The sequence below is a fragment of the Echinicola strongylocentroti genome (assembly GCF_003260975.1).
Lineage (GTDB): Bacteria > Bacteroidota > Bacteroidia > Cytophagales > Cyclobacteriaceae > Echinicola > Echinicola strongylocentroti.
Genome location: NZ_CP030041.1, coordinates 1,465,640 through 1,486,295, shown reverse-complemented (window position 1 = coordinate 1,486,295; position 20,656 = coordinate 1,465,640). Strand labels below are relative to the sequence as shown.

The 20,656-nt window shown below is 45.0% G+C and carries 14 protein-coding genes; 4 read left to right on the top strand and 10 right to left on the bottom strand.

The annotated features are described in order from the left end of the window. Window positions 1–1,100: 1,100 nt before the first annotated feature. From DN752_RS05645 to DN752_RS05605, 9 genes are all read right to left on the bottom strand, one after another. Window positions 1,101–1,820, bottom strand: coding sequence for a sugar transferase (locus DN752_RS05645; RefSeq protein WP_112783043.1), 720 nt, complete (start codon window positions 1,818–1,820; stop codon window positions 1,101–1,103). Window positions 1,821–1,957: 137 nt separating this feature from the next. Then, the gene (locus DN752_RS05640; protein ID WP_245949473.1) at window positions 1,958–2,878 is read right to left on the bottom strand and encodes a glycosyltransferase family 2 protein; all 921 of its coding nucleotides are present in this window, start codon (window positions 2,876–2,878) and stop codon (window positions 1,958–1,960) included. A 9-nt stretch (window positions 2,879–2,887) separates the two neighbouring features. Further along, window positions 2,888–4,603, bottom strand: a complete 1,716-nt coding sequence (locus DN752_RS05635) for a right-handed parallel beta-helix repeat-containing protein (RefSeq protein ID WP_245949472.1) — start codon at window positions 4,601–4,603, stop codon at window positions 2,888–2,890. Between the two features lie 90 nt (window positions 4,604–4,693). Beyond that, window positions 4,694–5,686 (bottom strand): glycosyltransferase family 4 protein, encoded by a 993-nt coding sequence (locus DN752_RS05630; RefSeq protein ID WP_112783041.1) that lies wholly within the window; start codon window positions 5,684–5,686, stop codon window positions 4,694–4,696. Continuing rightward, on the bottom strand, window positions 5,662–6,900 hold the full coding sequence (locus DN752_RS05625) for an O-antigen ligase family protein (protein ID WP_112783040.1): 1,239 nt from the start codon (window positions 6,898–6,900) through the stop codon (window positions 5,662–5,664). Before DN752_RS05625 ends, DN752_RS05630 begins: the two co-directional genes overlap by 25 nt. 4 nt (window positions 6,901–6,904) lie before the next feature. Beyond that, window positions 6,905–8,116, bottom strand: a complete 1,212-nt coding sequence (locus tag DN752_RS05620; protein WP_112783039.1) for a glycosyltransferase family 4 protein — start codon at window positions 8,114–8,116, stop codon at window positions 6,905–6,907. Window positions 8,117–8,213: 97 nt separating this feature from the next. Next, window positions 8,214–9,275 (bottom strand): glycosyltransferase, encoded by a 1,062-nt coding sequence (locus DN752_RS05615; protein WP_112783038.1) that lies wholly within the window; start codon window positions 9,273–9,275, stop codon window positions 8,214–8,216. A gap of 47 nt (window positions 9,276–9,322) precedes the next feature. Then, window positions 9,323–10,279 (bottom strand): glycosyltransferase family 2 protein, encoded by a 957-nt coding sequence (locus DN752_RS05610; protein WP_112783037.1) that lies wholly within the window; start codon window positions 10,277–10,279, stop codon window positions 9,323–9,325. Beyond that, entirely contained in the window at window positions 10,266–11,810 is a 1,545-nt protein-coding gene (locus DN752_RS05605) for a lipopolysaccharide biosynthesis protein (protein WP_112783036.1), read from the bottom strand. Before DN752_RS05605 ends, DN752_RS05610 begins: the two co-directional genes overlap by 14 nt. Before the next feature lie 313 nt (window positions 11,811–12,123). On the opposite strand from DN752_RS05605, the gene DN752_RS05600 reads away from it, so the two are divergent. From DN752_RS05600 to DN752_RS05590, 3 genes are all read left to right on the top strand, one after another. After that, window positions 12,124–13,329 carry a polysaccharide pyruvyl transferase family protein gene (locus DN752_RS05600; RefSeq protein WP_112783035.1) on the top strand — a complete coding sequence of 402 codons (1,206 nt, stop codon included), beginning with the start codon at window positions 12,124–12,126 and terminating at the stop codon, window positions 13,327–13,329. A gap of 418 nt (window positions 13,330–13,747) precedes the next feature. Continuing rightward, window positions 13,748–16,747, top strand: coding sequence for a SusC/RagA family TonB-linked outer membrane protein (locus DN752_RS05595; RefSeq protein ID WP_245949471.1), 3,000 nt, complete (start codon window positions 13,748–13,750; stop codon window positions 16,745–16,747). Between the two features lie 22 nt (window positions 16,748–16,769). Next, window positions 16,770–18,245, top strand: coding sequence for a RagB/SusD family nutrient uptake outer membrane protein (locus DN752_RS05590; RefSeq protein ID WP_112783033.1), 1,476 nt, complete (start codon window positions 16,770–16,772; stop codon window positions 18,243–18,245). 186 nt (window positions 18,246–18,431) lie between these two features. Here DN752_RS05590 and DN752_RS05585 read toward each other — a convergent pair whose 3' ends face one another. Beyond that, window positions 18,432–18,761 carry a hypothetical protein gene (locus DN752_RS05585; protein ID WP_112783032.1) on the bottom strand — a complete coding sequence of 110 codons (330 nt, stop codon included), beginning with the start codon at window positions 18,759–18,761 and terminating at the stop codon, window positions 18,432–18,434. 257 nt (window positions 18,762–19,018) lie between these two features. Here DN752_RS05585 and DN752_RS05580 point away from each other — a divergent pair, with 257 nt between their 5' ends. Continuing rightward, a complete protein-coding gene (locus DN752_RS05580) occupies window positions 19,019–20,650 on the top strand; it encodes an ATP-binding cassette domain-containing protein (RefSeq protein ID WP_112783031.1) in 1,632 nt (543 codons plus the stop codon). Window positions 20,651–20,656 lie beyond the last annotated feature (6 nt).

Sequence of the window (20,656 nt, the reverse complement as noted above, 5' to 3'; positions counted from 1 at the left end):
CATCACTATTCACCACCCCTTTGTGACTTCGAGACTTTGTGGCCAAAATAAGTAAGTCATAAACGCAACGGTTGTTCCGACAGCTGTGCTGCGGAACTAGGTAAATTTGAGTTTTTAACTCAATACCACGTACAACTGTTATGTTTTGAGCTTGATTTATGTGTAACAACATAGTCACATAGGTCACAGTAGGGGGGATGCATCTATTCATCCTGTCGGTACCTTCACTGTTTTTGGTGGATCAATAGCAAGCCACTAAGGCACCAAGACACTAAGTAGTTTTGGTAAGTAATAGGCCAGGCCAAGTACGCGACACATCACTATTCACTACCCCTTTGTGACTTCGAGACTTTGTGGCAAAAATAAGTAAGCCATAAACGCACCGGTTGTTCCGACAGCTATGCTGCGGAACCAGATAAATTTGAGTTTTTAACTCAATACCACGTACGACTGTTACGTTTTGAGCTTGATTTATGTGTAACAACATAGTCACATAGGTCACAGTAGGGGGATGTGTATTTAGTCATCCTGTCGGTACCTTCACTGTTTTTGCTGGATCAATAGCAAGCCACTAAGGCACCAAGACACTAAGTAGTTTTGGAAAATAATAGGCCCGGCCAAGTACACGACACATCACTATTCACCACCCCTTTGTGACTTCGAGACTTTGTGGCCAAAATAAGTAAGTCATAAACGCAACGGTTGTTCCGACAGCTGTGCTGCGGAACCAGATAAAATTGAGTTTTTAACTCAATACCACGTACGACTGTTATGTTTTGGAACTTGATTTATGTGTAACAACATAGTCACATAGGTCACAGTAGGGGAAAATGCGGTAATCAATAATCCTCATTATCGCTGAAGGCTGAAAGTGAAAAAGACAGTTAGTTTGGAGGTGTGAGCGTCCTCCGCGATGGATCAGGTCGAAATAGATAGGCTAATGTATAAATCGGGTTTAAAAAAACCGAGCCACTTTTCTCTTTGATTTCCCCTTTCAAACAATTATTAGCGATTATGGATTGTGGGAGAAGTGGGAATATCCAAAAGTCCAGTGACTCGGTTAGGCTGTGGTCTATTTATGGTTTAGTTGGTTTTCACAATTACTGGCCTTTGCCATTGACCATGACTTTCACCGTTTGGTAAATGATGAAGATATCGGTCTTTAAGTTGACACCGGTTAGGTAGAGCAAGTCATATTTCATTCGTTCTACCATTTCCTGTACGGTTTCGGCATAGCCATAGTATACCTGACCGATAGAGGTAATTCCTGGTTTGATGCCTTGGAGTTTTTTATAACTTGGGGAGACACTTACGATCTGGTTGATAAAGTGTTCTCGCTCAGGTCTAGGGCCAACGATGGACATATCCCCTTTTAGCACGTTGTAAAACTGTGGGATCTCGTCTAAGTGGGTTTTTCTCATGAAGTTTCCCCATGGGGTTATCCTTGGGTCGTTGCCACTCGTGAGTTGTGGTCCATTTTTCTCTGCATCGGTATACATACTCCTGAATTTGTAGATGTCAAACGGTCTACCGTTTTCGCCAATGCGCTCTTGTTTATAGAATATTGGGCCTTTAGAAGTGGCTTTGGTGATGGCCATCAGCGCCAGGTACACCGGCGCTCCAAGTAGTAATACAAAAGCGGAAAATAGAACGTCAAACATCCTTTTCAGCACTTTCGTGGTGCTGTCCACTTGCATGTTCAATATTCCGTTGTGTATACGATCCCTGGTGATGAGATCCGAAAGTGTGAATAAGTCTGGGACGGTCGCCGTAGTGGTCATTGCCCTGTTATAGATTATTTCTTGATTATGATTAGCCATTTTTTTTATGTTAAGTCAGTTAATAAACCTGACTAACATAAGCCAACATATATGCCAAGTGAGAAATACCTTGAAATCAGCCTTAAAATGCAGTTAAATACCGTTAATGTGGGTTTTGCCTGTGGAAGCCTTACTCACTATGTGGAATGCCAAAAGTGCTTGTGCATGGATAAAAATTTGTTAAAAGAAGTTGGTAACTTCTTGTGGTTCAGGCCTATTTTGTACCCGGTCCATTTGGCGAAAAGTGACGCTATGGACTTTGGAAGGGCTAGGGGATTGTTTTTTGAGGCGTAGGTCAGTTCAGACTGTAAATATTGAAAACCGCGACCTTCGGCACGCCCGTAGTGCTCAAAAATCCACTTACTTTTAGCATGGAAGACGCCAATATCAAAATAGCGCTTGAATTCCTCCTTAACAGTGTAATCGTGTGAATGATGAACACAAGCATTGGCGATATAGGCCATCTTCCAGCCTTTCAGTAACATTTTGCCTGCGATATAAGCATCCTCTCCCAAGATCAATCCTTTTGGGAATCCACCAGCCTCTTCAAAGGCCACTTTTCGGTAAGCGGCAAAGGAATTGGAGCAGGATATGGTTTTGATACCGTATTGTTCATGGTCTTTTAAGCTACGGACTTCGCTTTGTGCAGGGTAGTTGAAGAGTCGCGCATGTGCCTCTAGGGTTTTGGCACCTAAATGTGGGAGTTGACGGCCATAGGCCATTCCCAATTCAGCATTGTTTTCCAATGAGGCCACTAGAATGGAGAGAGCGTGTTTGTCTGCAGGGATGGCATCTTGGGTCAAGAAGATAAAAATATCTGCATCATTGAACTTTTCTACGGCCATTTGTCGGGTGCCCCCGTGGTCAAAATCCTTTTTATCTATGGCCATCACTTCCCAATCATCCAGTAAGGGGGCTTGTAGCGTGCCATCTGTAGATCCAGAATCGATCAAGATCTTACGGTGAAATACGGCTGTTTGTTCCGCAATTTTCGCTAAGGTTTGGTTCCACTTTGCCCCTGCATTGAGTGTGGGGATAAAAAGGTTGATCTTCATCATTTGCTACTTTTAAAGGTTACTTTTGGCCACTTTTACCTGACCAAAATCTGTGGTGCCTTTGATGATTTTTTCGGCGTCCATTTTTGCTGTTCCTTTTCCTTCCATAAGCACGACAGTGTGGTCATCCATGCCAGTATGTTCGTTTCCGGTAAGCTGTAGATCTTTTGGGTTTTTGCTCCTTAGGGTGAAGTAATGGCTGCCTGATTCGGCCGCAGTAAGTTTGTTGCCTTTGATTTGCAGGCCAGGAGAACCGTTATCGATGATGCAGGTGTTGGCAGCTTGGATGGTGTTGTTTTGAATGAGCACGTTTTTAGCAGAGCTATGTATGGTGATGGCCGGAGATCGGCCGCTGGAGAGATAGTTGTCTTCCAATCTGATAGCGTCGGCTTTTACCAACAGCAAGGCCGGATCCTTCCCTTCATTGAGGATGCGGTTACCTGTCAGCTGGATGTTTCCGGATAAGTTGATGTTTATAACTGAATTGGTCAGTTCGTTTTTGTTGAGCAAAAGGGTGTTGACAGTGATGTCGTTGGGGAGGTACAGTGTGCCTAGTTGGTTGTTTTCCATGCAGATGTATTTTGCGTGGACGTTTTTAATGAACGTGACATTGGCAAAGACATTGGCGAGCATGGTGAGATGATCTAGCCCGCCCACGAGTTCCACTTGATTGTCAGCCACATTGCCCTGTAGGAATATTTCCCCACAATCTTCTGCATAGACAGCCGGACGGTTGTTCCCTTTGGCTTCATTGTTCAGGACTTCCACATTGGATACATTGACCAAAGTAGCTATTCCAGAGCCATCGGGAGTGGACTTTCCGTCCACAAAACCATTTTCTTTACTGTCATTGTCCTTGATGACGGCATGGATGTCGAGAGGCCCCTTAGGAGCCCTGTTGTTGATATCGACCGCATCACCGGCATTGTGATGTAGGATGTTGTTTTCGAAAAGATAGTTTTTTTCAACTCCGCTGGTGCCAAAGGCTACCTGGATTCCGCTCATACCATTGTGGCTGATAGTGGAGTTGAGAACTTGGACATCAGGGCTGCTGTGGATAAAGACGCCATTTTCACCATTATAACAAATACTGGATTTTATGATGGAGATATTTTGGCTTTCCAGAATCCGAATGCCTGTTCCGGGTTGGTAATGGTCGGTGTAAATTCGGTCAGTTCCAAAGTTACGCACTTCCGATTGTCTGACGGTGACGTTCTTGCACTTGTACAATAGAACCCCTGCAAAAGAACGGACTTTTGTGCTGTCTCCTGAGAGTAGGGAGTGGATGATGGAGATGTTTTGACTCCCGCTGAGGTAAATCGCCTCATGGAGGGCTTGGGCACGAATGGCAAGGGAAATACCAGCCACATTCTTACCCCTAAAAAGAGGCGCGGAAGAGTTTTGACGCTTTGTAGTAAACTCCTCTGTGCTGTCTAGCTGTTGTTTTAAAAGACCGTCAGCCTTAATGTGGACTCCGGATCGTAATCCAAGTGTTTTGACCACATAAGTGCCTTCAGGGATCCATACCGTATCTCCGGGGTTGGCCAAGCGAATGGTGGCTTGGATAGCTTCGGTATCATCTGTAAAGCCGTCACCTTTGGCCTGGTGTTCTTTTACATTCCAAGTGGTAGGGCCATGGGCTTCATTGCCATTTGTTTGGCCATAAATGCTTCCTGCGACCAGAAGAAATGCTAGGGGCAAAAGATATTTTATGAAGTGTCTTTTCATTTTTTCTGATTTTCGAACTTCTGGTTAAGTACAAAAGAAAGGCCAATATCTTAAAGGAGGCTAGTGATGTGGAATCACAGGATGATAAAGTCATGTTAATATCAATTCCCAAGTTTTTTGGGCTGTATTGCTCCAAGGAAACTCCCTTGCACGATGGATGCCTTTTTCGATGCAGGCTTCATAAAGTGGGCCGTTGTTTACCAATTGTTCGATGCCTTCTTGGATGTTCGCGATTTTTGTGGGATTGACGCAGACAGCTGCTCCTCCAGCGATTTCCGGCAGTGAGCTCACCGAGGAGGTGATGACAGGTGTACCAGAGGCCATGGACTCCAATACCGGCAAGCCAAATCCTTCCATTAAAGAAACGAAAAGGGTAGCGTAGGCCCCTTTATAAAGTTTGGGGAGGTCTTCCTCAGGGATAAAGCCCAGAAACCGCACTTTTTTTTCTATGCCCAGCTGTTGGATCAGGGCATTGAGCGCTGGATGAGCCTTACCGCTTAGGGCAAAGATGAAATCATCAGGGATTTTTGCCTTGGCGAAAGCTTCCAGCATGGCCGGTAGATTTTTATTCGTCCGCCTGTTGCCAACATACAGGAAATACGGCCTGTTTAGCGACATGGCTTCCTCGTTCTGTAGAAAATGAGCATCGACACCGTTATATATGACGGTGATCAGGTGCTCTGGAATGCCAAGCAAGGTGACCAGCTGTTCCTTGCTGAATTGGGATACGGTGATGATTTGTTTTGCCCGTAGGGCCAACCGGGCTATGACATGTTTATAATACAGCTTGTGCATGGCCGAGTAGTAAAAGAGGTGCATCAAGTCATGGACAGTGAAGATAAAGGGGATTTTTGAATACAATGGAGGCATAAAGGATGGGCTGTAGAATATATCCGCCTCAGATCGACTGATGTCTTTCGCTAAGTCATATGGTGAAAACATGCTGCCCAATCCGGCTTTGGTGGTTACCCAGTGACAGGCTGCTTCTGGAGGAGCTGCCTGCATGACCTCTTTATAGAGCCTCCCTATTCCTGTGTCTCCGGCCCATCGGCCATCGATCAATACTTTTCTTTTTTGTTCCATAAACCTATGTTAACCTTGCCAAAATCGGCCTTGTCCCTACAGGTCCCCAGCAAGTAGAGGATCGCAAGGTACATGATAATATCATTGTCATATCCTGAGTAAAGGATGCACATGATCGCAATAAGTGGCAAAAAGCATGCTATCCAGAAATCCCTGCTGTTGCTGACCGAAAAGCAGGCTTTGATATAAAATACCAAAAATAGCACAAAGGTTACCAGACCAATAATGCCTAGTTCTAGGTAACATGACATAAAGGTGTTGTGGATATGGGGCTCTCCATGGTAAAACTGGGCAAATTCATTCAGGAAAGAAGGGGCCTTCATAAAACCATTGCCCCAAATAGATATTTCGGAGAAATGGGAAAAGAAAGCTTGCCAATAGACAAGTCTTACCCCCATGCCATCATTGGAGGCGGTGAGCTGGTCCACCCGAATGACTTTCTGCAATATAATCGGAATGGCAGCGACTAAGATCAGGACCATGATAATCCTGTACTTTTTTGAAAGCACTGCCCAAAGGAGGTAGCCACAGCCAATCAGTAATGCCACTATAGGAGTCCGGGAAAGGGATAGGTAAGCCAATAAAAAAACAAAGGCCAATCGCCAAACAGCAATCCTCCGATAACGGATAACGGGAACCATGATGTAGAGAAAACCCAACAAAGCGATCCTTGCGCCCAACATGTTTTTATCGGCCAATCCCCAGAAAAACCGGTGGTGATCGTACAGCATACTGGCCTCACCGGAAGAGCTGCTTCCGGCCACTAGCCTAAAGTGCAGGGCTTCATGATATACCATCAATTGTAGGAAAAATAGTACAAAGATCACATGTAACGTAAAATCCAATAGAAACAATAGGTTGTTGTTGTCCCTTTGGGAAAGCCAGATAAAGGAAAAATAAAGGAATATACTATTGACCATCAGCTTGGTGATTCCGGTAAGCAAAGCAGGTTGACCTTGGTAGGTGGCAAGAAAGCTGATCAATGCATAGCCGCTGAAAATACCCAAACATACCGCCCAAGGGAGGAGTTTTTTTTGAGGGGATTCAGCATAAGAAAAACCCACAGATATCAAGAACATCGCAGGATAGACCTTAAAAGGAAGGCAGGTGGAGGCTATGGCCAAACAGAATACCAATTCAGAGAGCTGGATGGACTTCCATTCAAGGGCAGGAAGGGGCAAAGGGCCTTTTTGTTGCTGCAAGGTCGTGTTCATAAGCTCAAGGTGTTTCGAGAAGGTGTTTCTCTAGTGTGGAGGTGATGACTTCCTGATAAGCATCCAGCATCCTATCACGGTCCAAAATAGAAGCAACGGAATTCCGGGCCTGGGCACTAAGCTGATTGTAATAACCCGTGTTTTCATACAGTTTTTGAAGGGCTTCTGCTAGGGATTTTGGCCTTTCTGCTGCACAAAATAGGCCGTTGATTCCCTCCTTTACCGTTTCCTTTAGCCCACCGGCCTTATTGGCTATCACGGGGACATGGTGAGCTAGCGCCTCGATGGCGACCATTCCGAGGGGTTCCTCCCAGAGTGAAGGGACCACCAACACGTCGATCTGCTCAAATAGCTCGCTGGGCTTTACATACCCGATAAAATTGATATAATCGTGGTCTAGACTGAGCGCGGTCAAGTGCTCTTCATAGGCTGTCTTTCCCTTGCCGGCAATGCTGAGTTGCGTAGGGAAACTTAGGTTTTTGACCGTCTCGATCAGCCATTCTACTCCCTTGATTTTGGATAAGGTCCCTAGGTATCCAATACGCAAAGGACTTCCTGCTACACGCGTTTTGGGAAGACCGGGAGAAGCGATGCTTCTTGTGTTGTGAATGACATAGGAAGTGGCGTTGGGGAAATAGCCTTCTGCCGTGAACTTGTCCAGAATACTTTGGCTAATGCCCACCACCGCATCTACTTGAGAGGACTTTTTTCCGTGATGGAGTCGTAGCACCTTACATTCCATACAAATGCCTTTACAAGGGATGTCATTTTTGAACATGTTGCTGTTGGGGCATAGGAGATACAGGTCGTGGAGCACTTGGACAATAGGAATATTGTGTTGACGAATGACATCCCAGACAGCTATGGACCAGCCTGCCAGGTTGTGACAGGAGACGATATCAGGTTTTTCCCGTTTTATCACTTCATGCACATTGCGGGCCATGTCCCTGTTGTCGCGGTCTTTTACATGCCATAATAGCCTTTGATAGTTGGGCTGGTGTTTTGGGCTGTATGGCCAGTACCTATTGTGAAGGCCTGCCCGGTAGACGCTTACTCCATCCACTGTCGAGACGGAAAGATCACCGTCAGGAACCATGCTCAATACCCTGACTTCAATACCTCGGGACTGCATGCCTTCCACGAGGAGTTTGAGCGAGATTTCGGCTCCTCCACGGATATCAGGTGCATAGAGTGAATTGATATACAGTATTTTCATGATGGCCTTGTTAACCTGCTCATACGATGGTGTATATCGTATGGACAGTCGATAATTTATCAATTTTTTGGTTCAAAAGTGACTTTACCTCAGGTGATTATTGATTTGACAGATTTTCATAGAGATTTACCAGTTGTTTGCCCACCAGTGACTGACTATTATGGGTGAGTACATACTCCCGCATTTTCTGTCCCATTTCATCCAAGGCTGTCGGATGATCCTTTTTGAGGTTTATTGCTTTTTGTATTGTCGATCTGATCTTCTCCATGTGTTCGGTAGTTGACTGGTAACGGTATCCAAAAAAATGATCTTTTGCTTCTTGTAGATCAACCAATGTGCCAATTTCTGGACAAATTACCGTTTTTTGATAACTGAAGGCCAACATTACTGTTCCTGAATTTAGACTGCTCTTTAGGTCATAAGGTAGGATCAGGATGTCTGCTTTTCCAATTAACTCTGGCAGCAGGCCGTCTGGGATAAACTCTAGGACAAGGTCAATATTAGGGAATTTTGCCGCTATTTTGGTGAGTGTATCGTGGTATTCACTGTCTTTTGGCTTACCCGCAATCGTCAGGGAAACCTCTTTGCCCATTGGGCCAATGGTATTGATGAGCAGCTCGATGTTTTTGTAAGGTTTTACTGCTCCCATAAACAAGAGGTGAAGTTTAGGGGAGTCCGAAGGGGCATTGTCAGACACCGAACCATAACTGTCCACAAAATTAGGATGGGGGATTAAACAGGTTTTGCGGGCTAATGCAGGATCTTTTTCAGCTAATAGCTCTCTGGAGGTACTGCAGTGAATGACAATGGCATCAGACCACTTGAGTAATCTGCCCGTTAATATTCGGCTGAGTTTGCCGGTTTTTTTTTCGTGTGTCATCCGGTTATGCATGGTCCATACCAGCTTTTTGCCGCTGAGACGGATGACTGTGAGGACAAAAATTTTCCTGAAAAAACTCCTGAATGCTTTGATAGTGGAGGTGTCATCAATGTTTTCAAACCAGTTGAGGTGGACCAGCCGGATATGCCGAAAATGTTTCCAGCTGGTAAAAAAAGTGTCCAGCTCATTGATGTCATATCCAGCTTTGCGAAGCGGCTGGGTCATGAGCTGGATGTATTTGTTTTCGGTGTTGTCTGGAGGATTGAAGATGATTTGCATGTATAAAACTTGTGTTGGCTGATTTGCAATTTACTATATGACACCATCTATATTTTTCTCATTTTCCTGCTTTTTGCAGCAGCCAGAAAAATGTCCTTGGCCTTTAGCTGAAATTTTTTTCGGTACTTTAGCCATTTACCTATTTTGGGAAATGGCTCGGAGGCCATGATTTTAGTGATAGTAAACAGTTTTCGTTCGTGCATGTAGCGGTCTTGGTTTTCCACCAAATGCCGATAGATAATAGGACGTTTTTCCCCTTGTGGGTTTTCCTGTAGAAATTTCTTTAGCCATGCTGCATACCTGCTGTCTGCTTCTAGCTTGGCAAGGCCATTAGTGGTCGTCGATGAGATGGAGAGGCCATGGCTTCTGTACTGAAAAACAGGGCGGTTGCTATGTGCAATACCTTTTTCTGCCGAAGCGATGAAGGCGGTGATATCATCTGCCCCCCATGCCAAAGGCAGGTAATGAAAGCCTCCCTGCGCTCGAAGTGCGCTGGTGCGGTACATATAGTCAGAGATATAATTGGAACGGTACTGGTTCAGGCGATGCCAGATGCTGTCGTAGACGTCTTCATAAGCGGGACAGGCAGGAGTCAATAGATGGGGGATGCCCTTTTCATCAATGATCTTACTTCTGCAGTGGTACACATCCAGTTCTGGGTAGGTGGAGATGAGGCTGGAAAATTCCTCCAAATAATCTGGTTCCAGTAGGTCGTCATCCCCCATGATCACGATGAATTCGCCCGAGGCCATGGATAAGCATTTGTTCCAGTTGTGTACCAGGTCCAAGGCTCCTACGTTCTTCTTATTTCTATGGTACTGTATCCTTTTGTCATCAAACTGGGAAACGATCTCTTCAACAGGTTCTGGAGAGCAGTCATTGAGCACGATCAGTTCAAATTCAGCAAGGGTTTGGTTGAGGATGCTGTCTATGCATTCCTTGAGGTGCTGGCTCTTATAGGCAGGGATGCAGATGGAAAACGGTAGGGGATTATTCCTTTCCATGGTTTGCTGGTTTGTTCAAGAGATTGGTTTTTAGGTATTCAATATCAGATCGCTTAATGACGAATGCCCACTGATAGGCCACAAAAGCCACGAAAAACACCACTGTTTGCAATGCAACTTCGAAGTAGGGACTTGCCATGCTGAGTAAGCTACTGGTATAATGTGCCAACAAGAGAGCAATAACTGCGCCCAAAAGGGAAGGGCAAAAGGCCCCAAAGAATATTTTGGTACTGTTCAGGTGAAGCACCTTGGGAATGTAATGGAAGTAAAAGAAGGCCATCTGTATCAGCATATATACCAAATACCCGATTACCGCAGCACCAACTCCCATTTTCTCCGCGAAAACCACCGTAATGGGCAGGGAAATGACGCATCCAAGTGCTGCGGAAAACACTAGGGCTTTGGTCTTTCCAGAGGACAATACCAAACTGGCCACGGGGGTATTGTGCATGGATAATAACACGGTAAGCAGCCAAATAACTAACCAGATGTTGAGGTCTAGGTAGCTTTCACCCATATAAAGCACAAGTAGATTGTCAGTGTTTAAGATCAGGGCAAAAACCACCAGAGTAAGGAAAATGGAGATGTATCGCGTGGCTTCAAAGACCATTTTTTCCATTTTTCGGTGGTCGTTTTCAGCATGTGCCTTGGATGCAGAAGGAAGCAAGACCTGAAGGAAAATGCTTCCAAAGGACATGACCAGATTGGCAATCGTCTGGATGACCCGATAATCAGTCAATACATCGATACTAGAGGCGAATTTTGCCAAAAGTAGGGGGCGTAGTTCCTTGGCCGAAAACTGGAATAGCCCCATGGCGAAAATGGCCATGCTGTACCCCAAAATCTGCCGGAAGGCCTTTTTGTCCCAATGCGGGGTCAATAGTTCTTTTAAAGCAATAGGGTATACCTTTAGCCGGTATACATTGAAGGGAATGACCACGAGCAGGGACAGGGTGTAAAATAGAAAATAGACAGTCAGTGGCCATTCGAAGTGAATGGCAGCAAGTGCTATTATGAAATTGAGGAGGCTGCTGATCACTGTGATACGGTTGACGTAGCCCAGTTCGTCTTTGGCACTGAGCAGTTGCAGGACCACGTTGGAGAGCCAGTTGAATACCGTGCTGGCCGCAAGGATGTACATCATTACCCTGTAAGTGGGCGCTTGATCAGCTGAGATATTGAAGAATTCACTTCCATAATCTGCCATCAACACAAAAATCAACGCATTGACCAGCCCAATAACACCGTAAAAGACCATGCTTGACCTGGATGCCGTTGCGATTTTTTTGTATTGGGACTTGGCCTCCCACATGGCAAAATACCGGACGGAGCCAATGTTCATTCCCAAGTCCATTAGCCTCAGGTAAGCGTTTAGGGAAAAAGCCAGTGCAATCAGCCCATAATCGGCTTTGCCGTAATACCCCACCAATAAGGGGATAGTGACAAACTTCGCCACAGCATCGATAACCTTGGCCGCAATGCCCCAAACGGAGCCAGAAAAGATTTTTTTTACCGAAGATTGTCCGGACATAGATGGGATTATATAGAATTAAGTTGGGAGTAAGATAGGTATGTTTGGTTGTTTCTCACTGATTATGTTGATTAACGCTTCATATAAAAAGAGATTGACCCTATATCGACCTTATTGCGTAGCAATCTTGGTGCTAAATTTTCAATAAATGGTGTCTTTCCTTCCGTGATTAGAGTTGATAGGTAGTAAAAGATGGTTAGGAAACTGTGTTGATGTTTTTTTCTGCTTGACTTTTATTCTTTTAATTGAACAATGAACCACAATTTTTAGAAATTACTAAAAACAGGTAGGTTTTTTGTTAGCTTCAGTAATTATGGAAAATGTATTAATCATCGGAGCCTTTGACCGGTACAACTACGGGGACCTGCTCTTTCCCTTGATCATCGAAAAACAGCTGAAAACCTACGGTCAGGAGTTTAATTTCCGTTTTTTTGGCTTGGTAGAGAGCGATCTAAGTATGGTAGGGGGGAAGCCCACAGAAGATTTGTCGGCTTTTTATGCTGCGTGCAATGCGCCTAGCGGCAGGAATCATATTATCGTAGCCGGAGGGGAGGCTTTAGGGGTGACCTGGCATTCACTGTTTGCGGCACTCAATCCCACGTACCAAAAAATACATCGGTACCGTTACCGGTTGTCTAAGCTGATCGACCTCAATGCGATGGCAAAACGTTTCTTGAATGGAGCTACTGCCTTGCCTTTTGTGTTTACGAAAAAGGATTTTGGCAATGTGCAGTCAGTTGTTTTAAATTCCTTAGGTGGGTCAGGCCTCAACAAGGAAATTTTTGAAAAATACGCATTTATGCAGGAAAAAATTTCCAGAGTGGATTACCTAGCCGTGCGGGATCGGTTAACGGTAGGTAATTTGAGCGAAAATGGTGTCTCTGCGGAACTGTTTCCCGATTCGGCAGTACTGATGAGCAGATTTTATCCCAGTTCCTATTTACAAAAAAAAGTAACTCCTGCCGTATGCGACTACGTGGAAGCAGAAAAGGGCGACTATTTGTTTTTTCAGATCAATAGAAAAAACACACAGGGACTTGAAGCGAATATTGCAGAGCAACTTGATAAGATAGCCCAGCATACGGATACCAAATTATGCCTTTGCCCCATTGGGAAGGCCTTGGATCATGATGATCATGTGGCGCTGGCAGAGGTGCGAAAGCATCTTAAAAGTGCCCATACCTATTTTGATGCAGATAATATCTGGGACATTATGTACCTGATCGCCAATGCCCGATGCTACGTCGGGACCAGCCTTCATGGCGCCATTACCGCCATGAGCTATGCGGTGCCCTATGTGGGGCTGAAAGTAGAAAAACTGAATGCTTATCTATCCACTTGGGGTGTAGAAGGCAATACCTTTGCTGTTGATTTTGACCGTTTATTTGAGCAGTTCAAGGTTGCTACAGCAATAGATAAGGAACGGTATTCACAAAAACAGGAAGAACAGATAGGCCAGATTAAAAAAGCTTTTGACCAAATGGCCCGTGTCATCTTGGGGTCTCAAGTGAGAAGGTGACAGGTGGTTTGGCCCTTTACTTTCCAGAAAAATTGCCAAAGGGTTACTTTTTGAACATGGTGGGCAAGGAGTTTGTCAAGGGATTTTATGGCAAAAGTCAGTGAAATTATCTACAAAATGGTTAAAAAAATCCACAAATAAATCAGGTAGATCGCTGGATAGCCTGAATCGTTTGTGTAAACACAAGGTTACTGGGGTGCTGTAAGGCTGTTTAAGGTAGATTTTGTTATTTTATAGTATTTTTTCAAGCGTGTGGAACGGAGGTTGGATTCTTTAAAGGTGTGTCACAAGTGATTTAACCCCATGAAAGATGAAGATACCGTTAATTAAGTTGTATAGTTTGTGCTGGATATTTTGTGTGGGAGGTATATTCCACGCAAAGGCATCCGGGCATTTGTCATTATCATCGGGAAGGCCAATGACTTTTTTGAGTTCGGTGATTTCTCAAGATACCGTTCCGGACCTTCCTCAAGACCTGGCCGTTCCCGCAGATACCGTGCGTGCTCCCAAGACGACCATTTCAGGAAAAGTGACTGACTCCGTGGGGGCTTCCTTGCCTGGCGCCACTGTTCAGATCAAAGGTACCGAAACTGGTACCATTACAGATGGAGAAGGTAAGTATCAAATCAATATTCCTTCAGAAAACACCAGCCCCGTACTGGTGTTTTCTTTTGTAGGCTTTGAAGGGAAGGAAGTGCGCGTAGATAATCAAAGCCAGATCAATGTTACATTGGCCAGCGAGGAAGAAGAACTGGAAGAGGTGGTGGTGATCGGATACGGCTCTGCCCGAAAAGCAGACCTTACCGGCTCCATAGCTCAGGTAAGTACCGAAGAGGTCAATGCATACCCTACGACTAATGTGCTCCAGGCAATGGCTGGACGTGCCCCGGGGGTCCAAGTCATCCAAAACGATGGATCCCCCGGTGGAGGAGTGAATATCCGTATACGCGGCAGTAACTCCATCCAAGGAGACAACAGCCCTCTTTACGTGATTGATGGGTTTCCATACTCGGGCAGTCCGACTAACTTGAACAATGCTGATATAGCCAGTATTGAGGTGCTGAAGGATGCTTCTGCTACCGCTATCTATGGGTCCAGGGGAGCTAATGGTGTAGTGCTTATTACGACCAAGGGAGGAGTACAGGCTCCTACTACGGTGGAGTTTGATGCTTATTATAGTGTCCAAAACCTCCGAAAAAAGCTAGGATTGATGGACGGGAGACAATATGCTCAGTTGATGAATATACAAGCAGAAAATGACGGAATTGACCCGTACTTTTCAGAAGGGGAAATAGCAGGATATGGTTCAGGAACGGATTGGCAGGATCAGGTGTTTGACCAAGCACCCATCAAGTCCAGCTCCATCAGGGTGTCAGGAGGTAATGAGGCCACTCGGTTTTCTGTAGGGGGAAGCGTTTTTGACCAAGAAGGAATTATCCAAGGTAGTGACTATAACCGATATGCCTTACAGTCTTCCATCCACCATACGCTGAGCGATAAGTTTACGATTGATTTTTCGACCAACCTGACCAAGCTGACCACTGCCAGAAGAGATAGTGATGGAGGAGCGAGGGGTAATTCCATGATAGGTTCAGCACTGGTGGCCTCTCCTTTGTCCACTCCGTATAATCAGGACGGTACCTTGACGATACTCTCACAGGACTATCCCTTTGTCTCGCCGGATATTATCAATCCGCTCAATTATATCAATGAGGAATTTAATAACGTAACAGCCAACATTGTATTGGCTAATGCTTCTGTTAGCTACCAGCCTATCCCCAAATTGACCATAAAAATTCTGGGAGGTATTGAGAACAGGGATGACCGGACCGATGTGTACCGGACCACTGATTTTATCAATAGCGATGGAAATGCCAGCGTCAATACGCGACAATATATTAGCAGGCTCAATGAAAATACCATTGCCTATACTGATACTATAAATGAAAAGCACAAGTTTGATATCTTGGCAGGATTTACCTATCAGGATTTCCAAACGAGGTACCTGGCAGGAAGTGCTGCGGGGTTTTTAAGTGACCTTTTTGAAACCGATAACTTGGGAGCCGCCACTACACCAGGCATTCCTACCTCCGGCTATGCCAAGTCCGTTTTGCTGTCTTATATCGGTCGGGTAAACTACAATTATGCAGATAAATACCTGTTTACTGCGACGTGGCGGGCAGACGGTTCTTCGCGCTATAGTGAAGGGAACAAGTGGGGACACTTCCCCTCAGCTGCTGTAGCCTGGAGAGTGTCTCAGGAGGGATTTATGCAAGATCAAACGGTTATTTCGGAACTGAAAATACGCACCAGTTGGGGGTTGACGGGGAGTCAGGCGATTGATCCTTATAGCACCTTGAATAGACTGTTTCCAGGATATACGGTTTTTGGCGAAGAGCTGTATAGCACCTTTGCTCCGCAGTCCTTATTGCCTGGTGACCTGAAATGGGAGACTACAGAACAGTTTGACCTCGGGATGGATCTGGGGATAGTAGGAGGAAGGATCATGATAGGAGCGGATTTTTATGTGAAAAATACCCGGGATCTATTGAGTACTGTTCGTTTGCCAAGCTCCTATGGCTATACCACCACCATCGCCAATGTTGGTGAAATCCAGAACAAAGGGTTAGAGCTGAGCTTGGACGCAATCGTGCTCAATAAAGCCTTTAGATGGGATGTCAAAGGAAATATTTCCTTTAACCGTAACAAGGTGGTGAGCTTAAATGAGGGAAATCCCATTCTGACCAATTATATCAATGTGGTGACTGTAGCGGACAATTTTTCCATTATGGAGGAGGGCAGGCCGCTCGGGCAGTTTTGGGGATATCAGGAAGATGGATATACCGAGGAAGGGAATATCCGGTATAAGGACTTGGATGGAGATGGAGAGATCACCGACAGTGACAAAACGGCCATTGGTGACCCCAACCCGGATTTTTTCTATGGGATCAATTCTACCATGACCTATAAAAACTTCCAGCTTGACCTGTTTTTACAAGGTTCTAAGGGCAATGATATCTTTAATGTATCCTCCATCTCCAGTACCATGGATTATGGACAGGGACTGAACATGCCAGCGGAAGTTCTCGAGGATCATTGGACTCCTCAAAATACCGATGCGAAATACCCGCTAATCAGTAGAAATACCGACCTGAAAGTGTCCGATAGGTACGTGGAAGACGGGTCTTATTTACGTCTGAAAAACATCCAACTGGCCTACGATTTTTCTTTTCCCGAATCGAAGTGGATTGGAAATCTTAAACTGTATGTCAGTGGACAAAACCTGCTGACGTTCACAGATTACTCTTGGTGGGATCCTGAAGTCAACAGCAACGGAGGAGATACCAGCCTTGGCATAGACCATTATAGCTATCCCATTCCCAAATCATATACCCTGGGCCTAAGGGCTACATTCTAATCACTACAAAGACCATAAAGCCATGAAAAGAGATACGTTAAATAGACGAAAGTATTGGAAAATGCCCTTGACGCTGTTGTTGGTAGCAAGTGGTTTGGGGATGTTGACAGGGTGCAATGACCTGTTGGAGGAGGAGCCTAAGACAGTCGTGGCAGAGAATTTCTATCAAACTGCCGCAGACCTTGAAGCAGCCACCAATGCCATATTTACCCCATTGAGAAAAGTCCGGCCTGAGCAAGTAGCAGTACTCAGTGCCCATACGGATTGGGGTTATGGTCGTGGCAGCAGGGCACAGTACAATGATTTTGATGGCTTGAATGCTACCAATATCAATACTGCCGCTGAGCGATGGGCCCAATTCTATGAAGGGATCCGAAATGCCAATTTGGTCCTGTTTTATGCTCCCCAAAGTGACCAAGTAGAGGAAGAAACCCGCAATCGATTCTTGGCCGAAGCTAGGTTTCTAAGAGGGCTTACCTATTTTGATTTAGTGAGAAATTGGGGCGGTGTTCCACTTCGTACTGCTGAGAATATCTCCGAACAGAATGTGCCGAAAGCTACACCTGGCGAAGTATATGACTTGATACTAGAAGACCTCTTGATGGCCGAAGAAAACCTCCCTTCACAAGCTTCGCAACCAGGAAGGCCTACCGCTTGGGCTGCCAAGGCGCTTTTGGCAGATGTGTACTTGCAGCTGGAAGATTATGATGCCGCCAGTAACAAAGCGGCTGAGGTAATGGATTCTGGCGAATTTAGCTTGGTGCCTATCCAGCATGAGGAGGATATTCAGCAGAAAATTTTCGGACCGGATTTGGTCACGAGCACGGAAGAGGTTTTTTATCTCAAGTATACCCGTCAGTCTTCACAAGGCAATGGCCTGCCATGGATCTTAAACCATCCGAGTACAGGACTTTATAATTTTGGTGGTGCATATGCACATTATGGTGATGCTGCCAATCCATTTTTTGAGGAATGGGATGATGAAGATTTACGGAAACAGCTTTGGCTGCCGGTGGATTTTGGACTGGGTGAGACCACCTTGGTGAATGGAAAGTTTGTGGAAAGACAAGCTCCGGATAATACGGGGGCTGGAAATGATTTGCCTATCTATCGATATGCAGAAGTATTGTTGATTTATGCAGAGGCAGATGCAAGACGGGCGGGGAGCATAAGTTCAGGGGCGCTGGAGGCAGTGAACCAAGTACACCGGAGAGCTTACGGGCTAGACCCCGTAGCGACCAGTGAGGTGGACTATGACCTTGCTGATATGACTGTAGAGGCTTTTTTGGATGTTGTTTTGCAGGAAAAAGCCTATGAACTCCAGTTTGAGGGAAAAAGGTGGCTAGACCTCAAAAGAACTGGAAGAGCGGAGGAGTTTGTTTCCAAAAACAAAGGGGTAAGTATCGCCGAAAGACATTATCTATGGCCAATTCCTGTGGACGAGCTCAATTATAATACAGCCATGGACGCTTCGAGTGATCAGAATCCGGGATATTGAGCCCGGAATATGCATTAGCCTATCTACGCCACGGCACACAAAATCAGTTGCTTCGCTGCTGTTTTTGAGTTAACCGTAGCGGTGCTATGCCTCACATGTATAAACCGGGTTGAAAATAAATCAATGGTGTCCGAGTAAAGAGTTTGTCTTGGAAGGAAATTCGTCAAAATCTACCCCCTAAATCCCCTAAAGGGGACTTTCTGATGAGTCCTTCAAAGAGCGGAAGAGTTTTTGTAAATCGAAATAATCTTTTGTTATTTCGATTAGATCTACTTTTTCGGCACATGTGGGATTTCGTGTAGGGCAGCTATCATCCGTGCCGCTGGCACTCCTTCTGGAGCTGGAGGAGTGCTTAACGTCCTGCGGATGAATCCGCAGGTTACTAAATTCATCGTGCCGCTGCCACTTTACCCCAGTTAGTACATTAGGAATAGCAGCAGCCTGTCCCGGCAAATACTGAAAAAGCAAGGGCATCAGTTGGTATAAACCGGGTTTAAGAATTTTATGTGTATCCATAACGCAACACTTAGCCTCGGAGAAACAAAGTATTCACTGTGAGTCCATTATTCGGCCTTTGGAGCACTACGGTTTGTTAAATAATCTTGATTTTTTTATTAAAACAAGGTCGAATTTGCTGAATTAGCCTGATATTTTATAAATTCGCACTCCTACCGCCATCAGAATAAAAAAAACAGAAACCTTGAAAGCCATTTTGGTGTTAATTGTTTCTGAAAAGAACCCAACTATTTCGTTCAAATTCTATTGGAACATATATGAGTACTTTATCTCCAGTAAAAAGGCTGTGGCGGCTGCTGAAACTTTACAAGCCAGAAATCAGGCAAATCTATACCTATGCTGTGTTTATTGGTTTGGTGAACCTTTCCCTGCCTTTGGGCATCCAGGCCATTATTAATTTTCTTCAGACAGGTGAGCTTTCCTCATCTTGGTTTTTTCTGGTTACTGTTGTGTTGGTGGGAATTGGCGTGGCAGGTATCCTTCAAGTCCTTCAGCTGCGCATAGTAGAAAATATCCAGCAAGACATCTTTGCCAGATCAGCTTTTGAGTTTGCCTTTAGGTTTCCCAAAATGAAAGCAAAGGAAGTGGACAGTATCCATGCGCCAGAGCTGGCCAATCGTTTCTTTGATACGCTGACGATACAAAAAGGATTGCCAAAAATTCTGATTGATATTTCCCTTTCCACCTTTCAGATATTTTTTGGTTTATTGCTTCTTTCCGTGTACAGCTTGTACTTTATTGGTATGGGGCTGGTCATTATACTCGTGCTTTACCTTCTGGTCAAGATAACTGGTGAGGTAGGGCTAAAGACCAGCATCGAGGAGAGTAAATACAAGTATCGCCTGGCACATTGGCTGGAGGAAATCGGACGGGCGAGGAGGACATTTCAGCTCAATGACCCCAGTTCCTTCCACCTTAAGAAGTCTGACAATATCACGGTGGATTATATCAATTCCCGAGAATCTCATTTTAAGGTACTATTGGATCAGTTTAAGTCTTTTGTAGGGTTTAAGATCCTGATTGCCGCTGGTATTCTCGTGGTTGGGGGACTGTTGGTGTTTAACCAGCAAATGAACATAGGACAATTTGTGGCCGCAGAGATCGTGATTATTTTGATTATCAATTCCGTAGAGAAATTGCTTAGGGTGTGGGATAATATTTACGACGTGCTGACCGCCTTCGATAAAATTGGTTTTGTTACAGACCTTGAATTGCAGGAAAACCAAGGTCAGGAGGTGGTGTCTTCGGACGTAGACTGTTACCTATCGTTTAAGAAGGCGACCTTTAGGCATAAAGGCCAAACAGCCCCCTTGTTCAGTGACTTGGACCTGAAAATCCCAGCAAGGGCCCGTGCAGTGCTAAATAGCAAGACAGGTACGGGGAAATCCACATTGCTCCAGATCATGGCAGGTGTACAGGACTTGGAGTCTGGCGATATTTTGCTGAATGATATTTCATATAGTGTGCTGAGTCGAAAGAGCCTACATCAAAAACTGGGAATAGTATTCGCTTCCAATCAGATTTTTGAAGGCAGTATCCGTGAGAATATCTTGGTGGGTAGAGAGGTTTCGGAGAAAGCACTTTTAGCAGTCCTCAGGGATTTGGAACTCGAAGATTACATCAAAGGGCTTCCAAACGGGCTGGAAACTATACTGGACAGCGGGGGAAGAAGGACGCCACGATGTATCATTCAGAAGATTCATTTGGCCAGGGCTATATGTCATGGTCCAGGTTTGCTGTTAATGGAAGATCCCTTGGTCAATATTCCTTTAGAGGAACGCAGCAAGTTGATCAATTTCCTCACTGATGACCGTCATCCCTGGACACTGATTGTCATCAGCGACGATGAAGAATGGTTGAAAAAAAGTACAATGACCGTGAAGTTGTAATCCGCT